This is a genomic window from Arthrobacter sp. D1-17 (assembly GCF_054130535.1).
In genome coordinates this window covers 3,252,875-3,277,388 of record NZ_CP096382.1, presented here as the reverse complement: position 1 = coordinate 3,277,388, position 24,514 = coordinate 3,252,875, and the positions used below count along the sequence as shown (strand labels likewise).

The following is a 24,514-nucleotide window of genomic DNA, read 5'->3' as shown; positions in this document are numbered from 1 at the left end:
AAGCAGCATGAAAAGGGGAGCCCTAGACCCGGTTGTGCAGGAGTCTACTCCGGCAATCATTGCCAGGAAAATCCGCGATGCCATCGCCCGGGGTGACTTCGCCCCCGGCGTGCAGCTGGGTGAAGCCGAACTCGCCAAGGAGTTGGGTGTAAGCCGCGGCCCCCTTCGGGAGGCCATGCAGAGGCTGACGCAAGAGGGCCTGTTGGTGAGCTACCGGAACCGCGGCCTCTTCGTGGTGTCGATGGATCAAGACGACTTCCGCGACATCTATTTGGCGCGCTCCGCCGTCGAGACTGCAGCCATCAACCGGGTGGCCAGCACTGACCCTGAGGGTGCGGCGGCGCGGCTGATGGAGGCCGTGCGCGAGATGGAAGCCGCCGCCTCCACGCCCAGCGGCGAAGCGATTACAGAAGCTGACATGCGTTTTCACGCGCTCTTGGTCGAGTTGGCCGGCAGCCCCCGCCTTAAGAAGATGCATGACACGCTTCTGACGGAGACGCAAATGTGCCTTAATGCCCTCAAGAGCACGTACGAGACGGCGGACAAACGCATCTCCGAGCACAGGGGTATCGCCGAGGCGATTTCCCGGGGAGATGCGGACCTCGCGCAGAAGCTCATGGGTGAACACATGGATGATGCCCTGATGCGCTTGATTCCTGAGTGACGTCTATTGACGCATGCTAGGGGGCCATCAGGCCATTAGTCACTAAAGGGCCGTCGGATCATCAGTGATCCGACGGCCCTTCTGCGTCCTCCCCGTGTGGCCCCCGGAAAAGCCGGTAGCCCCAACGCGGTTCTCCTATTGTCAACAATGCGACAGTCCGGTAGTGTGATGAGCGATACATTTCCCCCACACGAGGATTGTCATGTCAGAAACACAACCGCTAGGAGCTGGCTCCGGCGCGGGGTTTGCGGCTCCAGAGGAAAACTCACCAGCAGGCAAAAAGGTTTTGCGCCGAGCCATCGCCGCCTCGGCGATGGGTAACGCCACTGAGTGGTTCGATTACGGCGTTTATGCTGTAGCAGCCACCTACATCACAGCTAACTTCTTCCCTGGCGAAGGTGCCATGGGAACTGTCTGGACGCTGGCCACCTTTGCACTCTCGTTCCTGGTGCGGCCCCTCGGCGGGCTGTTCTGGGGCCCCCTGGGCGACAGGATCGGCCGCAAGAAGGTTCTGGCGCTGACCATTATCCTGATGGCAGGTGCGACCTTCGCGATCGGCCTTCTCCCAACCCAATCTGTGGCCGGCTGGCTGGCCCCGGCACTGCTGATCCTGCTCCGCATGGTTCAGGGCTTCTCTACCGGCGGCGAGTACGGCGGCGCCGCCACCTTTATGGCGGAGTATGCGCCCGACAAGAAGCGTGGCTTCTACGGAAGCTTTCTGGAGTTCGGCACCCTGGGCGGCTTCGCCCTCGGTTCCCTGATCGTTCTGCTCTGCAGCCTGCTCCTGGGCGACAGCGCCATGCACGAGTGGGGCTGGCGCGTGCCGTTCCTGATCGCCGGTCCACTCGGCATCATCGGGCTCTACCTGCGGAACCGTCTGGAAGACACCCCCGTCTTTCGCGAGCTCGAGGCCAAGGGTGACCTGGAGCCGGCAGTGAGTTCCACGCTCAGGGACCTGCTCCGCTACTACTGGCGGCCAATGCTGACCATGTCCGGGCTCGTCATCGCTCTGAACGTGGTTAATTACACGCTTCTTTCGTACATGCCGACTTACCTCGAGGGCTCGGTCGGCATGGACGCCAGTACGGTACTGACCCTCATGTTTGTCGGACAGTTGGTGATGATGCTGATCATTCCGCTGGCAGGAGCCCGTTCGGACAAGATCGGACGCAGGCCCATGTGGTTCATCTCGCTCATCGGCCTGTTCGTCTTGGCGGTCCCGATGTATATGGTGATGGCCAACGGCTTTTGGTTCGCGATGCTTGGCTTCGCTGTCCTGGGCCTGCTGTACCTCCCACAGCTAGCCACCATCTCAGCTACCTTTCCCGCCCTGTTCCCCACGCAGGTCCGCTACTCAGGCTTCGCGATAACGTACAACGTCAGCACCGCTCTCTTTGGCGGCACTGCTCCCATGGTGAACGAGCTCCTGATCAATTCCACGGGGAACGTCCTGATGCCGGCGTTCTACATGATGGCTGCCTGCCTCGTAGGCCTCGTTGCCGTGTGGAAAATGCCCGAAACCGCGGGCTCCTCCCTGCGCAACATGAAGATTCCAGGGGACTCCATCAGCCGCACCGCTCCTAAACCTCACAATTCAAAGAGCGGGATTTAAAAACACCGGAGTTTCATAAAGCACGATCCCTGGCCCGCGGCTGGACCCTGATCACTATCAGGGCCAGCCGCGGGCTTGGTCATTTATCGGGTCCCTGGAGCCACCGGGACTTTTGAGCGTTGCAATGTCCCTTGAAGAGACCCGGCCAGCTGTGCCGCCCCCGTGACCACGGTTCACGCCGAGTAGGGGCTCACGCGGAGTACGCGGATCGAAAAGAACGGGGCAGGTCGCAGTTGGCTGGTGTCCACACCTGCGCCGAGGCGCTTGCCGATATCGAGTGGGTCGCGTCAATCGGCTCCACGATCGTGCACGTCCATCAGCACGCAGCGACCCTTCCACGCCTCACAGGGGCTCCCGCCTCGAGGAGATCCGATTCCCACGGCCAGGTAGGGGAAGACCACGCACCCGTCCGGACCGCATTCCGGCAGACAACGGTTACCGTCCACGGCCAACCGCACCTGGCCCGCCGGCCGCGGCATCAAGGGCACCATCCCGGAAAGTCGGAGCAGGCAGCGAACCGGAAAAGGGCGGTTCTGCTGGCAGGCGCCCGCCAGGGTTCGGCAGTAAGGCCTGGAAGGGGCGCAATGTCGTCGAGCGAGGATTCACTCGACTCAAGAACTGGCTGGCCTCGCCATGAGATCGGACAAGACCCGCACGCCATTACCTGGCCGCCGCTAATCAGACGCGGTCCCATGATCGCCCCGCAGACACAAAAATGCCCGGCTGGGAAATCCCAGCCGGGCATTTTGTCTGACTCCAAGGCGTTAGGCGCCCCGTCGAGACGGCTAGCTGCGGTGTGCCGCGATCCGTGCGGGCCGTTCGGTACCCCAGGCCGCGGCCTTCTCGTAGGTTTGGGCTGCACGGAGCACCTTGCGGTCCGCGTGCCGCGGGCCGATGATCTGCAGGCCCGCGGGGAGACCGGCCTCGGTGAAGCCGCAGGGAACGCTGATGGCAGGCTGCTGCGTCATGTTGAACGGGTAGGTGTACGGGGTCCAGCTGGTCCAGTTCTGGGAGTGCCAGCCTTCGGGCGCGTCCCGGTCCCGCGGGAAGGCCGCGATGGGGAGCGTGGGGGTCAAAAGCAGCTCGTACGTTTCGTGGAACCGTCCCATCTTCACGCCCAGGTCCATCCGTACGGCGGTGGCATCGAGGAAGTCCGAAGCGCTGATGTCTCCCTGCTCCTCAATGGATCGGCGTAGCCCTGGATCCACCTTGCTGATGGCATCCGGTCCATAGGCTTCGAGCACTTTGGCGGCCCCCGCGAACCACAGGACATGGAAGGCCTCAACTGGATCCTGGATACCGGGATCTACTTCCTCGACGAGGGCGCCGGCCTCCGCAAGCACTTGAGCCGCCGCCCGGACCAGCCGCTCGACCTCAGGATCGTTGGCGCCGAAGCCAAGCGTCGGTGAGAATGCTATCCGCATCCCCTTGACACCGCCGTCGAGGCCGTCCAGGAAGGAACCGGTCGGAGTCGGGAGTGCAGACCAGTCGCGCGAATCAAACCCGGTGATCACATCCAGCAGGAGAGCCGTGTCCTCGACCGTACGGGTCATGGGCCCGGCATGCGCGAGGGTTCCGAACGGGCTGGCGGGGAACATAGGCACCAACCCATACGTGGGCTTGAGGGCCACGGTTCCGGTGAACGCGGCGGGGATCCGGACCGAGCCGCCTCCGTCGGTGCCCACCGACCATGGACCCATCCCGAGCCCCACGGCCGTGGCGCTGCCGCCGCTCGAGCCGCCTGACGTTAGGTCCTGGGCCCTGGGATTACCTGTGGAGCCGTGGCGGAGGGAATCCGTCACTCCCTTCCAGGCGAACTCCGGAGTGGTGGTCTTTCCGAGCAGCACGGCGCCGGTCTCACGCAGCCTCGCGACGCACGGCGCATCATCGTTCCAGGCCGCGTCCGCATTGATGAGGTTGGTCCCGCGCAGAGTGGGCCAACCCCGGGTGTAAAAAATGTCCTTAATGGAAGTGGGAACGCCGTCGCCTGGACCCAGCGGCTTGCCACTGCGCCACCTCGCTGCGGATTCACGTGCCTCCTGCAGAGCGCTGTCGGCCTCAACGGAGACAAAGGCGTTTACGTCATTGTTTCCCGCGTCTATAGCTTCCAGCGCAGCCTGGGTGGCGTCCACGGGCGAGACGGTGCCCTCGCGGTAGCCCGCCAGCAGCTCAACTGCCGTTAGGTTTATCAGATCGGTCAATTCACTCATTATTTCCTCCTGCTGATTCCACTTCGGATCCAGCATCACTTGGTCTTTGAGCCCTAGACGCGGGGGAGGGCCATGTACTTGATTTCCAGGAACTCGTCCAGGCCCACGCGGCCGCCCTCACGGCCCAGCCCGGAGGCTTTGATGCCGCCGAAGGGCGCCGCCGGGTTGGACACAATTCCTGTATTGAGTCCAACCATGCCGACCTCCAGTTCCTCGCCCACGCGGAAGGCTCGGTCCAGGTCCTGGGTGAACAGGTAGCTGGCCAGGCCCCAAGGGGTATCGTTGGCGAGCCGGATGACTTCCTCCTCGGTGTCGAAGGGAATTACCGGGGCCACCGGGCCGAAGATCTCCTCGCTCATCAGGGCCGCATCCGGGCTGACGTCCGCAAGTACCGTGGGGGAGTAGAAGTACCCGGTGCCCTCGGGGCGGGAGCCGCCGCAGACCACGGTGGCGCCCTTGGCGACGGCGTCGTCCACCAGTTCCTGGACCTTGTTCAGGGCTTTCTCTTCCACCAGAGGGCCGACGTCGGTGCCTTCCTCGGCGCCGTCGCCGACCTTGAGGGCTTTAAGGCGCTTGGCGAGCCGTGCCGAGAAGTCGGCGGCCACAGAGCGCTGGACGAAAATCCGGTTGGCGGCGGTGCAGGCCTCGCCCATGTTCCGCATCTTGGCGGCAAATGCGCCTTCCACGGCCCGGTCCAGGTCGGCATCCTCAAACACGATCAGGGGCGCGTTGCCGCCGAGTTCCATCGAGGAGCGCATGACGTTCTTTGCCGCCTGCTCCAGGAGCCGGATGCCCACGCCGGTGGAGCCGGTGAAGCTGACCTTGCGGGCGATGCCGCTCTCCATCCACGGGGTGACTACGTCCGAGGCCTTGGTGGTGGTGACGACGTTGAGCACGCCCTTGGGCAGGCCGGCCTCGATCAGGATGTCCACCAGCGCCAGTGAGGACAGCGGGGTGAGGTTGGCAGGCTTGAAGACCATGGTGCAGCCGGCTGCGATGGCCGGACCGATCTTCCGCGTGCCCATGGCCAGCGGGAAGTTCCAGGGCGTCACCAGCACGCAGGGGCCCACGGGCTCCTTAGAGACGAGAATCCGGTTCTTGCCGTCGCCTGTGGTGGTCAGGTCGCCGCCGATGCGCACAGCCTCCTCCGAGAACCAGCGGAAAAACTCTGCAGCGTAGGCTACTTCGCCCTTGGCTTCGGCGAAGGGCTTGCCCATCTCGGTGGTCATGATCAGGGCCAGCTCGTCCTGCCGGGCCATGATCAGGTCGAAGGCACGCCGTAGGATTTCGCTCCGCTCCCGCGGCGGGGTCTTGGCCCACTCCTTCTGTACACGGCCGGCCGTTTCGATCGCCCGGCGGGCGTCTTCGGGACCGCCGTCGGCCACGGTGGCAATGACTTCCTCGGTGGCGGGGTTGATGACGTTGAAGCGGGCGCCGGAAGAGGCTTCCGCCCATTCGCCGTCGATGAACAGTTTGGTGCTCACCTTGGCGACGGCGTCCAGCGCCTTTTGGGAAGTCCTGGAGTTGGTGGTTGCCTGGATGCTCATGAATAGTCCTTTTCTTGAGTGGAAGGAAGTGTTTTGTGATTGCGCTCAAGGGAGATTGTTGTCGGTCCCCCGGGATCGAGGAGTTGGGCGAGGTGGCGCCCCGGCTTGGAATCATCGAGTTGCCGGACCTGCATCGCGCAGGAGAAGCCGTCGGTGAGGACCACGGAATCCGCCTCTGTCTCCCGCAGGGCAGGCGCTAGAGACTGCTCGGCCACCAGCATGCTGACGTCGAAGTGCTCCTTTTCGAAGCCGAAGTTGCCGGCTACGCCGCAGCAGCCTGTCGCGTCCACTATGTCTGCGACACCCACCGCGCCGAGCGCCGCGCGCTGGGTGCCCGCGCCGAAGACGGAGTGTTCGTGGCAGTGCGTCTGTAGCACCACCTTTTCCGGCAGGGGTTCCGCCGGCGTAGGTTTCCAGCCCGACTTCGCCAGCTCTTCTATGTGCGAGGCGAAGCTGCGCACCCTGGCGGCGACCCGGCGGGCCTGGTCCGTATGGACGAGCTCCGGCAGGTCCTTGCGCAGCGCGGCGGCACAGCTCGGTTCCACCACCACAATGGGGCGGTCGGTCCCGTCGTCGAGCGCGACGGCCGCCTTGCCCAGCAGCTTTTTGGCCGTATCAAGCTGCCCAGTGGAAATCCAGGTCAGGCCGCAACAGGCGTCGGCGGAACATTCCGTGGTGGAACCGGCGCCGGCGAGAACGCGCGCCGCTGCACCGGCGACCTCAGGCCGGAAGCCGCGGGTGAACGTGTCCACGAACAGGACTACTCCGTCCGGGGCTGGCCCATTGGCACCGTCGGCCGTGCCGCTGTTGCTGGACTTGCGGGCGGGCGCGACGCCGGCGGCGAAGACTGCCCGGCGCCACTCGTTCGCTCCGGCGAAGCGGGGCATGGACCTCTTGGTGGTGAGCCCGCCCAGGGCGGAAGCCGCTTTGGCCAGCGGTGTGGACATCACGGCGTTGACCACCGGTGCCATGCGGCCGGTGACCTTGAGCCATCGGGGCAGCCAGCCCAGGGAGTAGTGCGAGAGTGGGCGCCGCTTGCCGTCGTAATAGTGCGAGAAGAACTCGGATTTGTACGTGGCCATGTCGACGCCGGTGGGGCAGTCGCTGGAACAGGCCTTGCAGGAGAGGCATAGGTCAAGGGCCTCACGGACCTCCTCCGATTTCCAGCCTTCCTCCACGGTGCGGGCTCCGCGGACCATGTCCTGCAGCACGCGGGAGCGCCCGCGGGTTGAGTCCTTTTCATCCTTGGTGGCGCGGTAGCTCGGGCACATGACGCCGCCGGAATCCGTGCGGCAACGGCCGACGCCAATGCAGCTCTGGAGCGCGTGAACCCAGGGATCCGTACCGCTGCCCGTGGAGGTCTCGGGAGTGTCGGTTTCGGTTGATGCGCTGCCTCCGGCGCCGAGCGGGCGGAGGTCGAAGCTCGTTCGCCACTGCCGCTGCGGAACACCGTCGAGGACTAGGTTGGCGTCCATCGGGTCCGCTTCAGTAAGCGACCCCGGATTAAGGATTCCTGCCGGGTCCCAGGCGCGGCGGAAGCTGGCGAATGCTTCCAACATCCGTGGTGAGTACATCATGGGCAGCAGTTCCGAGCGGGCCCTGCCATCGCCGTGTTCTCCCGAGAGTGAGCCGCCGTGCCGGACCACGAGCCCGGCGGCTTCCTGTGTGAAGGTCCGGAAGACGGCCCGGCCCGCCTCGGTGCGGAGATCATAGGTGATGCGGATGTGCATGCAGCCCGCGCCGAAGTGGCCATACATGACGCCTCTTAGCTCATGGCGGGCCAGAAGTTCGCGGAACTCGGAGAGGTAATCGGCCAGTTTTTCAGGAGCCACGGCGGAGTCCTCCCAGCCGGGCCAGGATTCGCCTCCGGTGGAGAGCCGTGCGGAAAGTCCTGCGCCGTCCTCGCGGACACGCCAGAGGGATGCCCGCTCGACGGCGTCAGGCACCGGGCGCCCGTCCACGAGCCGTCCGTTTTCCTTGAGTCGGGCAAGCAGCCGCTCGGCGTCGGCGCGAACCTCGCCCGGGTTGTCGCCGTCCAGGTCCACGTAGAGCCAGGCCTTTCCATCGGGAAGGCCAAGCACTGAGCGGTCGCCGCGGCGAAAGCGCATGGTCTCCACGATCGCCTCATCGATGCCTTCCACGGCAGCGGGGGAGAACTCCAGGATGGTCTCGATGTCCCGCGCCGCGTCGACCACGTCCGCATAGCCCAGGCAGACCAGCAGGGCGCTGGCCGGCTTGGGTACGAGCTTCATCCGCGCACCGACAATGATCGCGCACGTTCCCTCAGAGCCCGCTAAAGCGCGGGCCACGTTGAACCCGTTTTCCGGCAGCAGGTTGGCCAGGTGATAACCGGAAACCTGGCGCTGGATGCGTTCGAGCTCGAGCCGGAACTCGGACAGGTGGTTGTGCGTCAGGTCCTTGAGGGATGCGGTCAGGGCAGCGGCGCGGGAGGCCGAGGCGTTGTCACTGGGGTCGGTGGCGCGCAATCCCGTGGCCGCAGCGGTGAGCCGCGCACCATCGGAGGTGACGACGTCGATCTCCGCAACGTGGTCAGACGTCCGTCCATAGCGGACGGAATGGTTACCGCACGCGTCGTTACCCAGCGAGCCGCCGATGGTCGCGCGGTTCTTGGAGGAAGGGTCCGGCGCAAAGGTGTAGCGGCCCCCAGTCGTCTTCTCCACTTCGCGGGAGAGGACGGCGAGCACCACTCCGGGGTCCACGGCCACCGTTCCGGCGGCTTCATCAAGGCTGTGAATGCCGTTCATATGCCGGGAAAAATCCAGCACGATGCCGGGACCCATGGCGTTTCCGGCCATGGAAGTCCCGCCGCCGCGGCCGATCAGAGGCGTTGCCGTTTCACGGCAGGCAGCAACGGTGGAGACAACATCCTCTACTGTTCTCGGGAAGACCACGGCTAACGGGGCCACGCGGTAGTTAGACGCATCGTAGGAGTATTCCGACAGGCGCCGCGGCGAGGTGTCCGCGGCAACACCCGCGGAGGCCAGGCGCGCGAGGACCGCGGGTTGCCCGGCCTTACTGACACTCGGCGCGCCGGGGTCTACTACCGGGTCCGCTGGGGAACGAACGGCGTCAATCATGAGGTCTCAGGATCCTGTCGAGGCGGGAACGGCTCCGACGACGGCGCCCACAGCTGCCTCGAAACGCTCCAGGCCCAGGGAGATTTCCTCTGCGGTGACCACGAGCGCCGGGATCAGCCGGACGACATTGCCGGCTGGGCCGCAGGTCAGTGTCAGCAGCCCCTCTGCCGTGGTGGCCTGTTGGACAGCGCTGGCGGTCGCGGCGTCGGGGGTGCCGTCTTCAGACGTGAATTCAATGCCCAGCATGAGGCCGCGGCCGCGGACGTCACCGATGACCGGGAAGCGGGCTTGGATCTCCTTGAGGCCGGACTGCAGCTGTTCACCGCGAACGCGGGAATTTTCCACAAGGCCTTCTTCCCGCACAACGTCGAGGGTGGCGACGCCGGCAGCGGCGGAAACAGCGTTTCCTCCGTACGTGCCGCCCTGGGATCCGGGCCAGCCCTTCGACATCGTTTCGGTGGACGCCGCGATGGCGGAGATTGGGAAGCCGGAGGCAATGCCCTTGGCAGTGATGATGATGTCCGGTGTGGCGCTGGAATACTGATGGCCCCAGAACTTGCCCATCCGGCCCACTCCGGCCTGCACCTCATCAAAAATGAGCTGGATGCCGTGGCGGTCGGCGCGCTCGCGCAATCCTTCCAGGAATGCGGGAGGGGTCGGGAGGTAGCCGCCGTCGCCCAGAGCCGGCTCAATCAGGAAGGCGGCAGTGTCATTCGGCGCGGTCCGGGTCTGCAGCAGGTAGTCAAGTTCCTTCAGGGCGAAGGCGACAGTGCTGGCCTCATCCCAGCCGTATCGGTAGGCATAGGGGAACGCGGACATGTGGACACCGGACATCAGCGGGGAGAAACCTGCGGAGAATCGGGTTCCGGCTGTGGTCAGCGAAGCGGCAGCGACGGTGCGGCCGTGGAAGCCGCCCTGGAAAACAACGATGTTGGGACGTCCGGTGGCCATGCGTGCCAGGCGGATTGCGGCCTCAACGGCTTCGGAACCAGAGTTGGCATAAAAAACGGAGTCGAGGCCTTCCGGAAGCACCTCGCCGAGCTTCTCGGTCAGAGCCAGAAGCGGCTTGTGCATGACCGTGGTGTACTGCGCGTGGATGATCTTACCTACCTGTTCCCGGGCTGCTTCCACTACTCGGGGATGGCAGTGGCCCGTGCTGGTCACACCAATTCCGGTGGTGAAGTCCAGGTAGGCCTTGCCGTCGGTGGCGTGGATCCAGCTGCCAAGGGCGTGGTCCACCACCAAGGGGGTTGCTTGCTTGAGGAGGGGGCTAAGTGAAGTCATGAAGATAATTCTGCCTCATATTGATCGATTGTCAACAATCCGCAATGGAACTAGAGTTGAGACGTGGACATAATAAATGAGATGCCGGTCACCCCTCACCGGCCAAAAGTTGTCATTCTGACCGCGCAAGGGGTCATGCCTCCTCATAACATCGACGCCGTGGGGCAGCGCGTGGAGTTGGTGATGACGGACGCCGATGGCCTGGCTGACGCCCTCCCGGGGGCCGAGGTCCTCTTTCTATGGGACTTCTTCTCGACAGCGCTGCGCGATGCATGGAAACACGCCGATTCGCTCCGTTGGATACATGTCGCAGCCGCGGGCGTGGACTCCCTGCTCTTCGACGAACTCCGCCAGTCCGACGTCCTTGTCACCAATGCCCATGGAGCCTTCGACGGCCCCATCGCAGAGTTCGTGCTGGCCTCTGTCCTCGCACACGACAAACAACTGCACGTCAGCAAGAGCCTGCAGCAGCAGAACGTGTGGAAGCACCGGGAAGTCCAGCGCACGGCCGGGCAGAATGTTCTCGTGGTTGGTACCGGGGGCATCGGACGGGCCACTGCCAGGTTGCTGAAAGCTATAGGCATGAACGTCCTTGGAGCCGGGCGAACCGTAAGGGACAGCGACCCCGACTTCAACAAGGTGGTTTCCAGCGCAGAGCTGGCGGCCCATGCCGGTTGGTGCGACCACTTGGTGCTGATCGCACCACTGACTGAGGAGACCCGCGGAATCCTCAATGCCGAGGTACTGGGAACGATGAAGCCAACCGCCCATGTGGTGAACGTGGGACGAGGGGCACTCGTTGACGAAGACGCCTTGGTCCAGGCACTGCGAAACGGTCACGTTGCCGCCGCTTCGCTCGATGTTTTCCAGGTGGAACCGTTGCCGGCGGAACACCCGTTCTGGTCTATGGACAACGTGCACATATCCGCCCATATGTCCGGAGACGTGGTCGGCTGGCGGAACACGCTGGCCGGGCAGTTTGAAGCCAACCTGCACCTGTGGCTGGCCGGAAAGCCTCTGGTCAACCTGGTGGACAAGGAGTTTGGCTACGCCGCGTCGCGGTAAAAAGCCGGCATAGAGCAGCAAAAGATAAGGGGCGGTGTGGGGAATCCCCACGCCGCCCCTTTACTGTTGGGCATTCCCTCCAGCTCCTGTGGCCTGCGCCGCTGACGCGGTTAGACCCCCAGCACGAGGTTGATCCGCACAGACGCCTCCAGCGGCAGTTCCTGGACTCCCACGCGGCTCGCCTACGCCAGCCGTTTGGTCAGATCGACGATAGCGACCATCCGGTCAAGACAACCAAGGTGCTGCCCTTCGGTATTTTTGAGGGGCGGGCTGCCAATGAGCCTCCACGTAACCGCGGTTCCGTCCGCCGCGGGCATGATGGTTCCTTTGGCCAGAAACTGCGCAGCAGAGTCCCGGTTCGACGGCGTCCACCAGCCGCTGACGGGGCAGTGTTCGCCCGTTCGGGGCAGTATCTCAGCTGAGCTGCCCGCAATGCTGCGGGCAGACCTGGTGAGTGTGCGTTTCTTCAACTTGTCCTCCAGTGTCAGATAGTAAGTGGCCGTTGTCCCGTGGATGGGACTAGCGGTTGGATACCCGGTGTGCCAGGGAAGCCGCGATTTGTGCCATGACGGTGTTGTCCGACAGGGTGGTGGCGTCGCCTGCTTCGCGGCCTTCGGCGACGTCTTTGAGGAGGCGGCGCATGATTTTGCCGGAGCGGGTCTTGGGCAGTTCCGGGACCACGAGGACGGTTTTGGGTTTGGCGATCGGGCCGATTTCGCGGCCGACGTGGTTGCGCAGTTCCTGGACGATTGCGTCCCCGGAATCCACGGCGTCGCCGCGGAGGATGACGAACGCCACGACGGCCTGGCCGGTGGTTTCGTCTGTGGCGCCCACGACGGCGGCTTCGGCCACGGCGGGGTGGGAGACCAGGGCGGATTCGATCTCGGTGGTGGAGAGGCGGTGGCCTGAGACGTTCATGACGTCATCGACCCGGCCCAGGAGCCAGATGTCGCCGTCTTCGTCCTTTTTGGCCCCGTCCCCGGCGAAGTACATGGTTTCGAACCGGGACCAGTAGGTGTCCTTGAAGCGTTCGGGGTCGCCCCAGATGCCGCGGAGCATGGCCGGCCAGGGTTCGCGGATCACCAGGAACCCGCCGTGCCCGTCCGGGACCGAAGCGCCGTTCTCGTCCACGACGTCCACGGCAATGCCGGGCAGGGGCACCTGGGCGGAGCCGGGCTTGGCGGCCGTGACGCCGGGCAGCGGGGCGATCATCTGCGCGCCGGTTTCGGTTTGCCACCAGGTGTCCACGATCGGGGCGGGGTGCTCCTTCTTTTCACCGTTCTTGCCGGCGTTGGCGCCGATGACCTCGCGGTACCACATCCACGCCTCGGGGTTGATGGGTTCACCCACGGAGCCCAGCACCCGGATGGAGGACAGGTCGTACCCGTCCGGGATGGAACGGCCCCACTTCATGAAGGTCCGTATCGCGGTGGGCGCGGTGTAGAGGATGGAGACCTTGTACTTCTCCACGATCTCCCACCAGCGGCCCTGGTGGGGGGAGTCCGGGGTGCCTTCGTACATGACCTGGGTGGCGCCGTTGATCAGCGGCGCGTAGGCGACGTAGGAGTGGCCGGTGACCCATCCGACGTCGGCCGTGCACCAGTACACGTCCGTTTCGGGGTGCAGGTCGAAGACTGCCTTGTGGGTGAACGCGGTTTGGGTGAGGTAGCCGCCGGTGGTGTGCAGGATGCCCTTGGGCTTACCGGTGGTGCCGGAGGTGTACAGGATGAACAGCGGGTGCTCGGAATCGTGGCCCACCGGGCTGTGCTCGGCGGACGCGGCGCCGACGGTGTCCTCCCACCAGTGGTCCCGGCCCTCGGTCCAGTCCACCGGTTCGCCGTTGCGCTTGACCACCACGACGTTCTGCACCGTGTGCCCGGCAGCGGAGAGCGCCTGGTCCACGGCCGGTTTCAGGGCGCTGGGCTTGCCGCGGCGGTAGGTGCCGTCGGCGGTGACGACGAGCGTGGCTTCGGCGTCATCGATGCGCGAGCGCAGCGCGTCAGCGGAGAAGCCGCCGAACACGACGGAGTGCACGGCGCCGATCCGGGCGCAGGCGAGCAGCGTGATCACGGCTTCGGGGATCATCGGCAGGTACACGGCAACACGGTCGCCCTTGGCCACGCCCAGGGATTCGAAGGCGTTCGCGGCCTGCTTCACTTCCTCGGTGAGCTGGGCGTAGGTGTAGGTGCGGGAATCACCGGGTTCGCCCTCGAAGTAGATCGCAACCCGGTCCCCGAGGCCGTTCTCCACGTGCCGGTCCAGCGCGTTGTAGGCCGCGTTGACCTCCCCGCCGACAAACCATTTCGCGAACGGCGGGTCCGTCCAGTCGAGGGTTTCGGTGAAGTCCTTGCTCCAGGTGAGCAGTTCGCGGGCCTGTTTGGCCCAAAACGCCGGCCGGTCAGCCTCGGCCTCTGCATAGATCCCGGCGCCAACGACGGCGTTCGCGGCGAATTCTGCGGACGGTGCAAACTTACGGTTCTCATGCAGGCCGGGTCCCGGTGCTGACTGCCGGGGTTGTCCTCCTGCCGGTCCTTTTTCTGACACGGATAGCCTTTCCATCATGGTGTTCGAGCCGAGGGATACTCCGAAAGGGCTTGGTCCACGAACCGCGCGTCCGAGCTGCTCATTGTCAACAATCCTACGGAGCTTCTAGTGCCAGGACAAGAGCGGTAGGATTGTTGACAATAGTGATCGCGGCCACATAGCCTGTTGGCATCCGATCGTTACGCACGGTCTTCTGGTTCAACGACGAAGTAAGGCAGAATATGGCCCGGTACATCAACATCACCCTGGAGAAGCGGGGGGTCACCTGCAAGGCCCTCCTACACGACGACGTAGCACCCCGCACGAGCAAAGCGGTCTGGGATGCCCTGCCGCTGAGCGGGCAGGTGTTTCATGGAAAATACGCCCGCAACGAGATCTACAACCTCGTCCCGGCCTTCGCTCCGGTAGAACCCGGCGCCGAGAACACCACCGTGACCCCAATCCCCGGGGACGTCTGCTACTTCACGTTCACTTCTAACGACCTGAAAACGCCTTCCCACGGCTACGAGCAGGATTCCGGCACTGATTCCGTGCAGACAATTGTTGACCTCGCCGTCTTCTACGGCCGCAACAACCTGTTGCTCAACGGGGACACCGGCTGGGTTCCCGGCAACGTCTTTGCCACGATCGTAGAAGGCCTGGATGAGATGGCCGCAGCCTGCCAGGACATCTGGATGGGTGGGGCCCGCGACGAGACCCTGACGTACTCCCGGGCTGTGGAGACGGCCGAGTAACAGAGACAGGGATAATCACTGCAGCCGGGCGGCTTCCAGCACCCGGCTGCAGTAGCATGTGCTCCTGCGTCTGGAAAAACGCCAGCAGCATCTGCAACAGGATGACGAAAGCAATGGAAAGGGCCGGCTGCACGATGTGCAGCCGGCCGTTCCGGTCTGTCTGGATTCAGGGCTCCTGGAGTCTGCCGCTGTCAGCTTCTATCGTGCCGCAGGCACATAAGCGCGTACGCGCGGGCGGCGGCTACGAGCTCCGCGATGCTGACCGATTCATTCACCTGGTGCGCCTGGTCGTTGAGGCCGCCGGGTCCCATGACAATCGCGGGAATGCCAAGGTCCCGGGCAATGAAACCGCCGTCACAGGCAGCCGTCCAGCCGGTCACGGCGCTGCTGACGCCGGAGTCGGCCAATGCTTTGACCGAATTTGCCACCAGGGCATGGGTTTCGGGAGTGCGGAAACCGGGCATCTCCATGGTGACCTCCGCCTCCACGCGGATGCCGTCGGTGTCAATACCGGCCTCGCTGATCTGCCGTTGAAGGCAGTCCAGGATCAGGTGCGCGTCCTCGCCGGGCATGAGGCGGCGGTCCAGGGACAGGGTGCACTCGGCGGCCACCATCGATGTGCCGGTGCCCCCGCGGATGAGGCCGGTGCTCCAGGTTCCAGCTCCGAGCAAAGGGTCCTGAGTGGTTTGGAGTCGGGCATGGTCCTCCCGGACAAGCTCCAGGATCTTGGCTGCAGCGTCAATGGCGTTCCGGCCGTCTGCGGGCCGGCCGGAGTGGGCTGACTTGCCGGTGACTTTCAGCTCAATGTAGCTATCGCCCCGGCAACCGATGACTGTTTCAAGGTCGGTGGGCTCCGCGACGACGCACGCCGAGTAGGAGAATGTCGGATCTTTGAGGGAGGTTGCCGTGTAGGCCCGGATGCCGAGTCCCAAGTCCTCCTCGTCCACCGTGCATGCGAGTGCGGCGTTCCCGGAGAGCTCCGCACCGGCATCCTTGAGGGCCTTCAGCGCGATGAGCACTGCAGCCAGGCCGCCCTTCATGTCGGTGGCACCGCGGCCATAAAGCCTGCCGTCCCGCACATGCGGCTCGAACGGTGGGCGCTCCCAACCTGCTCCTGCCGGAACCACGTCGGAGTGGCCCAGGAACAGGACGCCGGGCCGGGGACCGCCGGGCAGGATGGCGGTGAAGTTCGGCCGTCCCGTGGCCACTGTCTCCGTTGACACCTCCAGGCCCGCAACCAGGCTGAAGTTCCTCAGGACGTCCACCGTGGCTTCCTCGGTGCCGCCCGGATTTTCCCCGGCGGCGGCCACCAGGGCCGTGGTCAGCGAGACAAGTTCGGCCTCGCTGACCAAATCCAAGACTTTCTGCTCCAGCCGCAGTTGTTCAAGGGCTTGTTGTTTCGGCCGCTGTCGTTCCGCTGCGGTCCTCAAGCGTTGCCTCCGCCCTTCAACCCTGCGAGTTCCAGGTCCATCGCGCGCCGGAGCCGGATGACGCCTTCCTCGGCCCGTTCGGGTGTGGTGGATGCGAAGCAGAGCCGCAGCGCGTCGTCGAACTTTCCGCTGGCGGAAAGGGCCGGACCGGGGATGAAGGCGACGCCTTCGGCAAGGGCCGTCTCGAAGAGCTTCCGAGTGGAGATCTGTGCGTCCTGTCCCTGAAGTGTGAGCCAGAGGAAGAAGCCTCCCTCGGGATCGGTGGTGGTGACCCTGTCTCCTAGATTGCGGCGCAGGCTCTCCTGCATCGAATCCTTGCGGCGCTTGTATTCAGTCCGCAGGCCTGCGAGGTGGTTGTCCAAGCCTCCGCGGCGGATGAATTCGGCAACGATGTGCTGGGCAGGAACGTTAGTGGAGGTGTCCATTGCCTGCTTGGCGTTGATGACCAGCTGTCGCAGCGCGGGGTCCGTGTCCACCCACCCCACCCGCAAACCAGGAGCCAAAATCTTGGAGAAGGTCCGGACCGAAAAGAGCAGCGGATCCCCGGGACTCAAAGCTTGGAGGGAGGGAAGGTCCTCGCCCTCAAAACGGAGCAGGCCGTAGGGGTCATCGTCGATGACGACGGAGTTCCACTCGTGCGCCAGTTCCAGGAGCTGGTGGCGGCGCGGCAGTGAGAGTGTGGTGCCGGAAGGGTTCTGGAAGTTCGGGATGGTGTAGATCGCTTTGGGGGTCCGGCCCGCTGCCGCAACCAGGTCCGGAAGGGCCTCGACGATGAGGCCGTTCTCGTCTATTGGCGCCTCGAGAAGTTCGGCGCCGTAGCTCAGTGCAGTGGCGCTGCCATTGGTGTAGGTGGGGCTTTCCACGATCACCAGGTCACCCGGGTTGACGAAGATCTTGCAGGCCAGGTCCAGGCCCTGCATGCCACCGGCGGTAATGGTAATACGTTCCTCGTCCGTGGGGTCCGAGGTGCCGGCGAGGTACTCAACAAGGGCCTTCAACAGCACGGGTTCGCCCTCAGTGGCGCCGTAGGTCATGGAACTGTGGTCGATGACCTGGTCCGCGATCTGACGGAATTCGGCCAGCGGTACCGCTTCGTCTGCGGGTGAGCCCATAGCGAAACGGACGATGTCATGTGTCTGGGAGGCCAGCAGGGAGGTGCTGGAGTCGATGACAGAGCCGACGAGATTGGCTGCGCGGTCTGCCAGGGGCAGGGTGGCGCGGGAGCGGGTGGCGAAATGGTCAACGGTCATGACCTAACCGCCTTTCTGGATGAGTTCCCGGGGGAAGCTGGTAAATGTTTCCACGCCGTCTGCGGTGACGCGGATTGATTCGGAGAGTTCATAGCCGTAGTTGTCCATCCACATGCCCCCGATTACATGGAAGGTCATGTTCTCAGCGAGGACGGACTCATCCTCGGAGCGGATGGAGATGGTGCGCTCGCCCCAGTCCGGCGGATAGCCGATGCCTATTGAGTAACCGATGCGGGATGGCTTTTCAAGGCCGTACTTGGCCAGCGTCCAGTTCCAGGCCCTGGCCAGTTCGCTGACTGGAACGCCCGGCTGCACTTCTGTGAGCACGGCGTTCAGGCCGTCGGCGACGGCGTCGGCCAGCTTCGCAAGCCTGTCCGGTTTTTTGCCGAGCGTCAGGGTGCGGGCCAGCGGGGCGTGGTAGCGCTGGTGGGCGCCCGCCAGCTCGATGACCACGGCCTGTCCGGCCTCGAAGCGGTCCTCGCTCCAGGTCAGGTGCGGGGTGTCCGCTGCTTCACCGGTGGGCAGCATCGGCACGATGGCGGGGTAGTCCCCACCGATGCCGTTGGCACCCTGGATTTGCGCCTGGCTGATCGCTGCCGCGGCATCGCACTGGCGGACCCCGACGTCTATGGTTTCTACGGCGGTCTTCATTGCCGCCATGCAGACCTGCGCGGCGCCGCGCATCAGCTGGATCTCCGCCGGTGATTTGATGGAGCGGACCCAGTTGACCAGCTCGAAGCTGTCCACGAGGGTCCATTCCGGAATGGCGTTGACCAGCGAGCGGTATGCCTTGGGGGAGAAGAAGTGCGAGTCCATTTCAAGGCCCACACATCCCTTTGCTGCCGCGGCGATGAGGTACCGCTCGCGGAGGGCGAAGGCCACCCAGTCGAAGGGATGCACGTGCGGGCGGTGAACGTACTGTTCCGGGTACCCGACGATGCTGTCCTCCGGCAGCCAACTGGTGCGGAAGGCGCCGCCGGCGTCCATCGCCCTGGTGAAGAGCAGCATGGGCCCGTCGGCGGGAACGAAGACCATCTGGGGGGTGTAGAAGGACCACGCGTTGTAGCCGGTCAGGTAATAGATGTTGGCAGGATCGGTTACCAGCAAGGCCGCGAGGCCCTGCTTGGCCATGCGTACGCGGACTCCGGCGAGCCGGGCGTCGTACTCCCCTTGGCTGAACAGCAAAAGACACCTCCATAAGAATAGTAGATTGTTTACAATCTATTCTACGTGGCGCCGGTCACACAAGTTCGCGACGAACCTTGTGGTGTTCCAAGGCCATCCGCCTCGTCTCGTGGGGAATTGACTGGGCCTGTTGTTGCGCCAAGCTGCGCGGGCGCGAGGAAAATTCCGGACCAGTGCACCGGTCCGTGATGAGATCACGGAAGCGCCACGCCTCTTCCCATCCGGGAGAGCAACAAAGCTGTTCGCGGGACCGCCCACAGGATGGCCAGGCCGAGCGCCGGAACCAGACTGAAACCGACGTCGGGAAACTGGTGGACTATGACGGCAAGGTTGGTGTCGAACTTGGCAGGGGCATAGAGCAGGCATAACCACAGCACGAAGCCGTCCAGGGCGAGGGCGAGGGCCGCCAGGCCGGCCCGCAGCAGCCGCCACCCTGTCCCGCGGCTGCCGCGGTCGGAACTGCCGTGGCCGGAACTGGCATGGCCGGGGCTGGCAGGGTCGGAACCGGCAGGGCCGGGTCGCAGCAGAAACCGCAGCGCCAGCACCAGGCTGAGAAGTTCCGCAAGCAGCAGTCCAAGCGCCACGGCCCAGCTATAGCGCTGCAGCCAGTCCTCCTGCAGCACGGCCGGCACCGGTTCCTGACCGTGGAGAATCCGGAGGATGTTGGTATCGATGGCTTTAAGCCGGGACGGGGCCGAGGTGTCGTTCGCGTTGATGACCAGGGCGACGCCGAGGCGTGAGGACGGGACCATGGCCAGGTAGGTGTGCGAGTTGCCCCATTCGCCTTGGTGCTCCGCGAGCAGCGGCAACTCCTCGTCGGGTGGGGGCGGTCCTGCGGGGTTCACGGATTCCATGAGGGGGCGGGTGAACCAGCCCATGGCGTACAACTTTGACCCGTCCACCTGCATCCGCGGCTCAAGCATGGCCTGCACGCTTTCCGGCCGGAGGATGCGGCGGTCACGGTACCGTCCCCCGTCCAGCAGCGCGATGAGCTCATGGCCCAGGTCCTCCGCCGAGGCGTACATGGTGCTCGACGGCATGCCGGCAGCGGGTGCAGGCACTTCCGTCTGGCGCCAGGCGGTGCCGAACCACAAGGAGTAACCCGCAGCGGCGCTGTCCGCCCGGGCAGCTGCCCGCGTCGCGTGGCTGCGGGGCATTCCCAGTGGTTCGAAGACGTGCTGCTCCATGTAGTCTCCGAACGGCTGGCCGGAGACTGTCTGCACGAGCAAGCCAAGGATGTTGAAGTTGGCGTTGGCATACCCGAATGCTTCACCGGGGATCCCGGCCAGCGGGGATCCCGACAGGGCGCGCACGCCTTCTTCGAGGGCTTCCGGGCTCTGGGCGTCGGTGCCCTCGAATGCGGTGTCCTTGGCGGCCATGCCGCTGGCCTGGTGCAGCAGATGGCGGACTGTGATGTCCGCAGCGCGGGGGTCCTGCATGCTGAACCATGGCAGATAGGTTTTTACGGGCTCGTCCAGCCGGAGCCGTCCGGCCTCGACCTGCTGCATCACGGCGATGGCTGTGAGGGACTTGGTCGTTGAAGCCAGCAGCACCGGGGTCTGGGCAGTCATCGGGCGCCCCGAATCATCAGCCTCGCCGAAGGCGGCGGAGTGCACCTGGACGCCGTCCTTGACGACCGCGATTGCGGCACCGGGCAGTCCCATGGCCTGGATCCGCTCCTGCAGGAAGGCGTCCACCCTCTCGTAGGCCTGGTTCGGGACGGCAGCTTCAGGTGCGGAAGGCGCGGCCGCTATCGCAGCTTGCGCGAGGAAGCCGAGGGCAAGGCCAGCGCTCAGGAAGCACGAAACAAGCCAGCGCGATGACCACGGAATACTTCCCATACCCGCACCTGCACTTCGGCTGACCGTCTCTTCACCGTATGGGGTGGCTCGAGGGAAAACAACGACGTGGGTTCGCGGATTGAGAGCGGCCATAGCCAGTCTGCCAGCCTCAGCCGAAAATTAGCCGAAGAGGGTGGAAGCAATGCCGCCGGGTCGGAGTGCGTGTCCGGTCAGCGGACGGTCTGGCCGTAGCCGTGGACGTCCTGGAGAACCTGGCCGGCTAGGTTCAAGGGAAAGGGGTCTTGAGGGACAGGGGCGGGGCGCCGGTGGCGGTCTTCCGGCGCCGGAGCGGTGATTGTATGCTGTGGTTCGGAGTGCCGGGAAGCCTGGTCGGCCCGCACGGATGAGTGTGCGGATCACCCTGGGCAGCCGCCTCGGGTGTTCATGCTAGGAACGGACCTGCCATGTGCTCTGAGTCATCTCCTGTCATTGAAACCACCGGCCTGGTTAAGAATTTTGGCCGCATTATGGCGCTGGCGGGCCTCGATCTGTCCGTGCTGCCGGGGGAGGTCCACGGCTTCCTGGGCCCCAACGGCGCAGGCAAGTCGACCACATTGCGGATACTTCTTGGCCTGATCCGCCCCACGTCAGGTACCGCCCGCGTCTTCGGCCTGGATCCTTGGATTGAACCTGCCACAGCGCACCGGGACGTCGCTTACGTTCCGGGGGATGTAAATCTGTGGCCCAACCTGTCCGGCGGTGAGGTCATCGACCTGCTCACGGGACTGCGAGGCGGTGCTGAGGAACGGCTGCTTAGGGAACTCATTGAGGAGTTCGAGTTCGATCCCCGGCGGAAGTCCCGGACCTATTCGAAGGGCAACCGTCAGAAGGCGGCTCTCATCGCCGCGTTCGCCCGCCCGGCGCGGCTGTACCTCCTGGATGAGCCCAGCGCAGGCCTGGACCCGGTCATGGACTCCGTTTTCCGTCGCCACATCAGACGTGTCGCCGCCGACGGAGCGACCGTCCTGCTTTCCAGCCATGTCCTCAGCGAGGTTGAACAGCTCTGCGACCGGATCACCATCATCCGCTCCGGCACCGCTGTTGAAACAGGAACCCTGGCCGAGCTGAGGCACCTGACCCGGACCCGCTTCCGGATCACCACTGCAGCGGAGCCGGTGGGACTGGTGTCACTGCCGGGCGTGCACGGTGTCCGCAGCAATGGCCTTGGCACAGAGTTTGATGCTGATGCTTCGGAGCTCGGCTCCGTCCTCGAAGGGCTCGCCCGCACCGGCGTCACGACCATTACCGCCGCCCCGCCCTCGTTGGAGGAGCTGTTCCTGCGCCACTACAGCGACCGGGACGGGAGAAAGTGATGAGCGGCGTCCTGCGGCTGGCCCTGTTCCAAGCGCGCAGTGACCGTTGGCTCCTGCCTGTCTGGATCCTGGCGATAGCCTTTCTTGCCTTCGCTACCGCCGCCGCCGTCGCGGGGCAGTTCAGTGCCGAGAGTGACCGCGCGGCCATCATCGCAGTGTCCGCGGTGAACCCCGCGTTTCTTTTCCTGCGGGGCCTGCCAGACGGGACCGGCACCGGGGCTGTCGCGTTCTTCGGCGGATACGCGTTCACTGCTGGCCTGGCCGGGCTCATGAGTACGTTCCTCGTCATCCGCCATACCCGGTTGGATGAGGAACTTGGCCGCGCGGAGTTCGTCGGTGCCGTCCCGCTTTCCCGTCCTGCGCCGCTGCTGGCGACCTTGCTTTTGGGCGGGGCCGCAAACGTCGCCCTTGCACTGTCGGTTGCCGCCGCCTTCCTCGCCGCGGGCCTGCCCGTCGCAGGGGCTGTCGTGGCAGGCGCAGCGGTGGGTGCTGTAGGCGTGTTCTTTGTCCCCGTCGCTGCGGTTGCGGCACAGCTGCTGCCGTCCGGGCGTTCGGCGAACGGCGCCGCAGCCGGCCTTGTCGGCGGGGCCTACCTCCTTCGGGGTGTAGGGGATGCCCTGGGGACCCCCGATGCCGACCTGTTGCACGTTACGCCCGCCTGGCCCTCGCTGCTCTCGCCCATAGGCTGGGGCCAGCGGTCCCGGCCATTTGTTGTAGCTGACCCGATGCCGTTGCTGGTCCTGGTTGCCGCGGCAGCAATCTTGGCTGCCGCCGTGGTGCTGATTCAGGACCGGCGGGATCTGGGCGCCAGCCTGCTGCCCCAGCGCGCCGGCAGGGCCCGGGCAGGCGTGGGCGGCGCGTCATTCTTGGGACTTGCCTTCCGTCTTCAACGCGCCACGTTGTTTGGTTGGTGCCTGGCGGCTGCTGCCATAGGGGCTGTGGCGGGCGGTCTTGGGCCTCTGGCCAGTGAGGCGGTGGCCGGGAATGCGTCACTGCAGGACCTGATCAGCCGGCTCGTGCCTGGTACCCGGGCCGAGATGCTGGATCTGTTCATCACCGCCATACTCGGCATCGCAGGTGTCCTGGCTGCGGCTGCCGGCATCCAGGCGGTCCTTCGGCTGCATGCGGAAGAGGTTGAAGGCCGGGCCGAACTGCTCCTTGCCGTGCCGGCGTCCCGGGCCCGGTGGCTGAACGCGAACGTATTGGTGGCGGCTGGCTCCGTGCTTGCCGTGACCGCAACGGCCGGTGCTGCAGCCGCCCTCGGAGTGGGACTGGCCGGAGCACGAAACGGGCCGGCTGGACTATTGGTGCCGGCGGCCCTCGCCCACGTCCCGGCCGCGGCCGTCTTCCTGGCTGTAACGGCCGTTGCGTTCGCCGCCACGCCACGCCTATCCATTCCGCTGGGCTGGGGGTTCCTCGCCGTCGGGCTCATGCTGGGAGAATTCGGCGACCTTCTTGGCCTGCCGGTATGGCTTCAGGACCTGAGCCCGTTCCGTCACTCCCCGGCCATGCCGGTGGAATCCTTCGACGCGGTCGCGGCCCTGACCATGACCGCCATTGCTGCGGCAGGAGCCGGTCTTGCGGCTTATCTGGTCAGGCACAGGGACCTCACCGGATGAGCGGGCCCCTGCCCGTCCGCTATTCAGCGCGGTGCCTGTGGTGCATGGAATAGCTGTCAAACACATCCGAAGACGTTTCCCCGGAATGACCGAACCTGCCGCGAAGAACGGTTGCGAGATCCTCTAAAGCAGCCTCCAGCATCCGCCCGGCAAACTGGAGTTCCCTGTCATCGCTTGCCCCGGCTTCCGACGCGAGCTGCTGGGCGTATGCCACCGTGGCAGGCAGGGAGCCCCGCTCCTCGACTTCGTGGAAATAGTACGTTTCGTGGAAGGCGAGCAAGTCTATGCTGACGGAAGCCACGCTGCCGGCCAGCGCTTCGAGCAGCCCGGCAGCCTGGCGTGGATCCATTGCCGATACGCCGCCGGGGCCAGCCGCTTCCCTAAAGAGGTTCAGTTGATGGGCAAGAGCCCGTCGGCGGTTCAAGGCGGGATACATCTGAAGGATCCAGGAAACCGTGGCCGTCAGCAGACCGAAACCGGTGACAGCCTGCAAGGCAGAAACGAGTCTGAGCAATGGATGCCCGGCCACCACCTCCCCGAATCCAACGGTGGAAAGGGTGACCATCGAGATGTACACCGCTTCGATGAAATCTCCCTGCTGAGGAATCCCGCTGCCATAAACGAAACTCTCCGGCAGGTGCGGCAGGTAGAGCAGAGCCCAGCCGATAACAGCCATGGCCGCCCAGGCGCCGATAACAGCAGCCATTGCCACGGGAGCTGCTATCGGAGAGGCGCCTCCCCTGGAAGGCCTGGAGAGGAGCCAGCACCCGCGCATTATTGTCCTGCACATGGGGCCCGAACCGTGAGGATAAAGCAGGGTGTAAAAGACGTCCACAAGCATCAGCAGAATGAGTCCGGCACCCATTACGGTCCACAACACGTCCCAGAAGTCCATGCCTCATCTTAGGAGCGACGCTGCTCTTAGGACTCAGTGGGTAGTGGACGCCTCCGAGGGGGTCCCAGGAAGTGACGGCGGCGAGCCCCGCGGCTCTCAACCTCTTCTTCATACTCGGCACCGCCGTCCGCACCGCGTGGTCAGCACAGCGGCGCCGGGAACCCAAAGAGTTGTAGCGATGCTCGTTGTGGTGGCTGCCTGGCTGACGGCATCCGCTGGTGCC

General features: G+C 64.9%; 16 protein-coding genes. 6 read left to right on the top strand and 10 right to left on the bottom strand.

Annotation, left to right across the window (positions count from 1 at the left end; genetic code table 11):
- The first annotated feature begins 7 nt into the window (after positions 1–7).
- Positions 8–664 carry a GntR family transcriptional regulator gene (locus tag M1E01_RS15105; protein ID WP_457972374.1) on the top strand — a complete coding sequence of 219 codons (657 nt, stop codon included), beginning with the start codon at positions 8–10 and terminating at the stop codon, positions 662–664.
- Positions 665–866: 202 nt separating this feature from the next.
- Positions 867–2,276 (top strand): MFS transporter, encoded by a 1,410-nt coding sequence (locus M1E01_RS15100; protein ID WP_457972373.1) that lies wholly within the window; start codon positions 867–869, stop codon positions 2,274–2,276.
- 785 nt (positions 2,277–3,061) lie between these two features.
- Here the strand turns inward: M1E01_RS15100 and M1E01_RS15095 are convergent.
- From M1E01_RS15095 to M1E01_RS15080, 4 genes are all read right to left on the bottom strand, one after another.
- Positions 3,062–4,477: an amidase gene (locus M1E01_RS15095; RefSeq protein WP_457974984.1), complete on the bottom strand. Its 1,416-nt coding sequence runs from the start codon at positions 4,475–4,477 to the stop codon at positions 3,062–3,064.
- A gap of 62 nt (positions 4,478–4,539) precedes the next feature.
- Positions 4,540–6,033 carry an NAD-dependent succinate-semialdehyde dehydrogenase gene (locus tag M1E01_RS15090; protein ID WP_457972372.1) on the bottom strand — a complete coding sequence of 498 codons (1,494 nt, stop codon included), beginning with the start codon at positions 6,031–6,033 and terminating at the stop codon, positions 4,540–4,542.
- Positions 6,030–9,131 carry an FAD-binding and (Fe-S)-binding domain-containing protein gene (locus M1E01_RS15085; protein WP_457972371.1) on the bottom strand — a complete coding sequence of 1,034 codons (3,102 nt, stop codon included), beginning with the start codon at positions 9,129–9,131 and terminating at the stop codon, positions 6,030–6,032. The genes M1E01_RS15090 and M1E01_RS15085 overlap by 4 nt, the downstream gene beginning before the upstream one ends.
- A 6-nt stretch (positions 9,132–9,137) precedes the next feature.
- On the bottom strand, positions 9,138–10,415 hold the full coding sequence (locus tag M1E01_RS15080) for an aspartate aminotransferase family protein (RefSeq protein WP_457972370.1): 1,278 nt from the start codon (positions 10,413–10,415) through the stop codon (positions 9,138–9,140).
- Positions 10,416–10,550: 135 nt separating this feature from the next.
- On the opposite strand from M1E01_RS15080, the gene M1E01_RS15075 reads away from it, so the two are divergent.
- The gene (locus M1E01_RS15075; protein WP_457972369.1) at positions 10,551–11,480 is read left to right on the top strand and encodes a D-2-hydroxyacid dehydrogenase; all 930 of its coding nucleotides are present in this window, start codon (positions 10,551–10,553) and stop codon (positions 11,478–11,480) included.
- A 519-nt stretch (positions 11,481–11,999) separates the two neighbouring features.
- Here the strand turns inward: M1E01_RS15075 and acs are convergent.
- Positions 12,000–14,024 carry an acetate--CoA ligase gene (acs, locus tag M1E01_RS15070; RefSeq protein WP_457972368.1) on the bottom strand — a complete coding sequence of 675 codons (2,025 nt, stop codon included), beginning with the start codon at positions 14,022–14,024 and terminating at the stop codon, positions 12,000–12,002.
- A gap of 221 nt (positions 14,025–14,245) precedes the next feature.
- Between acs and M1E01_RS15065 the strand changes: the two genes are divergently transcribed.
- Complete coding sequence (locus M1E01_RS15065) at positions 14,246–14,758, top strand: DUF3830 family protein (protein ID WP_457972367.1); 513 nt, start codon at positions 14,246–14,248, stop codon at positions 14,756–14,758.
- A 191-nt stretch (positions 14,759–14,949) separates the two neighbouring features.
- Here the strand turns inward: M1E01_RS15065 and M1E01_RS15060 are convergent, their stop codons facing one another.
- The 4 genes from M1E01_RS15060 to M1E01_RS15045 form a co-directional block, all read right to left on the bottom strand.
- Positions 14,950–16,116 (bottom strand): M20 family metallopeptidase, encoded by a 1,167-nt coding sequence (locus M1E01_RS15060; protein ID WP_457972366.1) that lies wholly within the window; start codon positions 16,114–16,116, stop codon positions 14,950–14,952.
- A gap of 68 nt (positions 16,117–16,184) precedes the next feature.
- The gene (locus tag M1E01_RS15055) at positions 16,185–17,438 is read right to left on the bottom strand and encodes an aminotransferase-like domain-containing protein (RefSeq protein WP_457972365.1); all 1,254 of its coding nucleotides are present in this window, start codon (positions 17,436–17,438) and stop codon (positions 16,185–16,187) included.
- Between the two features lie 3 nt (positions 17,439–17,441).
- Positions 17,442–18,623: a M24 family metallopeptidase gene (locus M1E01_RS15050; RefSeq protein ID WP_457972364.1), complete on the bottom strand. Its 1,182-nt coding sequence runs from the start codon at positions 18,621–18,623 to the stop codon at positions 17,442–17,444.
- A 194-nt stretch (positions 18,624–18,817) separates the two neighbouring features.
- The gene (locus M1E01_RS15045) at positions 18,818–20,464 is read right to left on the bottom strand and encodes a serine hydrolase domain-containing protein (protein ID WP_457972363.1); all 1,647 of its coding nucleotides are present in this window, start codon (positions 20,462–20,464) and stop codon (positions 18,818–18,820) included.
- A gap of 404 nt (positions 20,465–20,868) precedes the next feature.
- Here M1E01_RS15045 and M1E01_RS15040 point away from each other — a divergent pair, with 404 nt between their 5' ends.
- Together M1E01_RS15040 and M1E01_RS15035 are read left to right on the top strand one after the other, a co-directional pair.
- Positions 20,869–21,777: an ABC transporter ATP-binding protein gene (locus tag M1E01_RS15040; RefSeq protein WP_457972362.1), complete on the top strand. Its 909-nt coding sequence runs from the start codon at positions 20,869–20,871 to the stop codon at positions 21,775–21,777.
- Positions 21,777–23,396, top strand: a complete 1,620-nt coding sequence (locus M1E01_RS15035; RefSeq protein WP_457972361.1) for an ABC transporter permease — start codon at positions 21,777–21,779, stop codon at positions 23,394–23,396. The genes M1E01_RS15040 and M1E01_RS15035 overlap by 1 nt, the downstream gene beginning before the upstream one ends.
- 19 nt (positions 23,397–23,415) lie before the next feature.
- Here M1E01_RS15035 and M1E01_RS15030 read toward each other — a convergent pair whose 3' ends face one another.
- Positions 23,416–24,102, bottom strand: a complete 687-nt coding sequence (locus tag M1E01_RS15030; RefSeq protein WP_457974983.1) for a potassium channel family protein — start codon at positions 24,100–24,102, stop codon at positions 23,416–23,418.
- Positions 24,103–24,514: the final 412 nt, after the last annotated feature.

Excerpts from the sequence above, each read along its gene's own strand:
- M1E01_RS15105 (WP_457972374.1), top strand. The coding sequence starts at position 8 with ATGAAAAGGGGAGCCCTAGACCCGGTTGTGCAGGAGTCTACTCCGGCA.
- M1E01_RS15100 (WP_457972373.1), top strand. The coding sequence starts at position 867 with ATGTCAGAAACACAACCGCTAGGAGCTGGCTCCGGCGCGGGGTTTGCG.
- M1E01_RS15090 (WP_457972372.1), bottom strand. The coding sequence starts at position 6,033 with ATGAGCATCCAGGCAACCACCAACTCCAGGACTTCCCAAAAGGCGCTG.
- M1E01_RS15085 (WP_457972371.1), bottom strand. The coding sequence starts at position 9,131 with ATGATTGACGCCGTTCGTTCCCCAGCGGACCCGGTAGTAGACCCCGGC.
- M1E01_RS15080 (WP_457972370.1), bottom strand. The coding sequence starts at position 10,415 with ATGACTTCACTTAGCCCCCTCCTCAAGCAAGCAACCCCCTTGGTGGTG.
- M1E01_RS15075 (WP_457972369.1), top strand. The coding sequence starts at position 10,551 with ATGCCTCCTCATAACATCGACGCCGTGGGGCAGCGCGTGGAGTTGGTG.
- M1E01_RS15065 (WP_457972367.1), top strand. The coding sequence starts at position 14,246 with ATGGCCCGGTACATCAACATCACCCTGGAGAAGCGGGGGGTCACCTGC.
- M1E01_RS15055 (WP_457972365.1), bottom strand. The coding sequence starts at position 17,438 with ATGACCGTTGACCATTTCGCCACCCGCTCCCGCGCCACCCTGCCCCTG.
- M1E01_RS15045 (WP_457972363.1), bottom strand. The coding sequence starts at position 20,464 with ATGGGAAGTATTCCGTGGTCATCGCGCTGGCTTGTTTCGTGCTTCCTG.
- M1E01_RS15040 (WP_457972362.1), top strand. The coding sequence starts at position 20,869 with ATGTGCTCTGAGTCATCTCCTGTCATTGAAACCACCGGCCTGGTTAAG.
- M1E01_RS15035 (WP_457972361.1), top strand. The coding sequence starts at position 21,777 with ATGAGCGGCGTCCTGCGGCTGGCCCTGTTCCAAGCGCGCAGTGACCGT.
- M1E01_RS15030 (WP_457974983.1), bottom strand. The coding sequence starts at position 24,102 with ATGGCTGCTGTTATCGGCGCCTGGGCGGCCATGGCTGTTATCGGCTGG.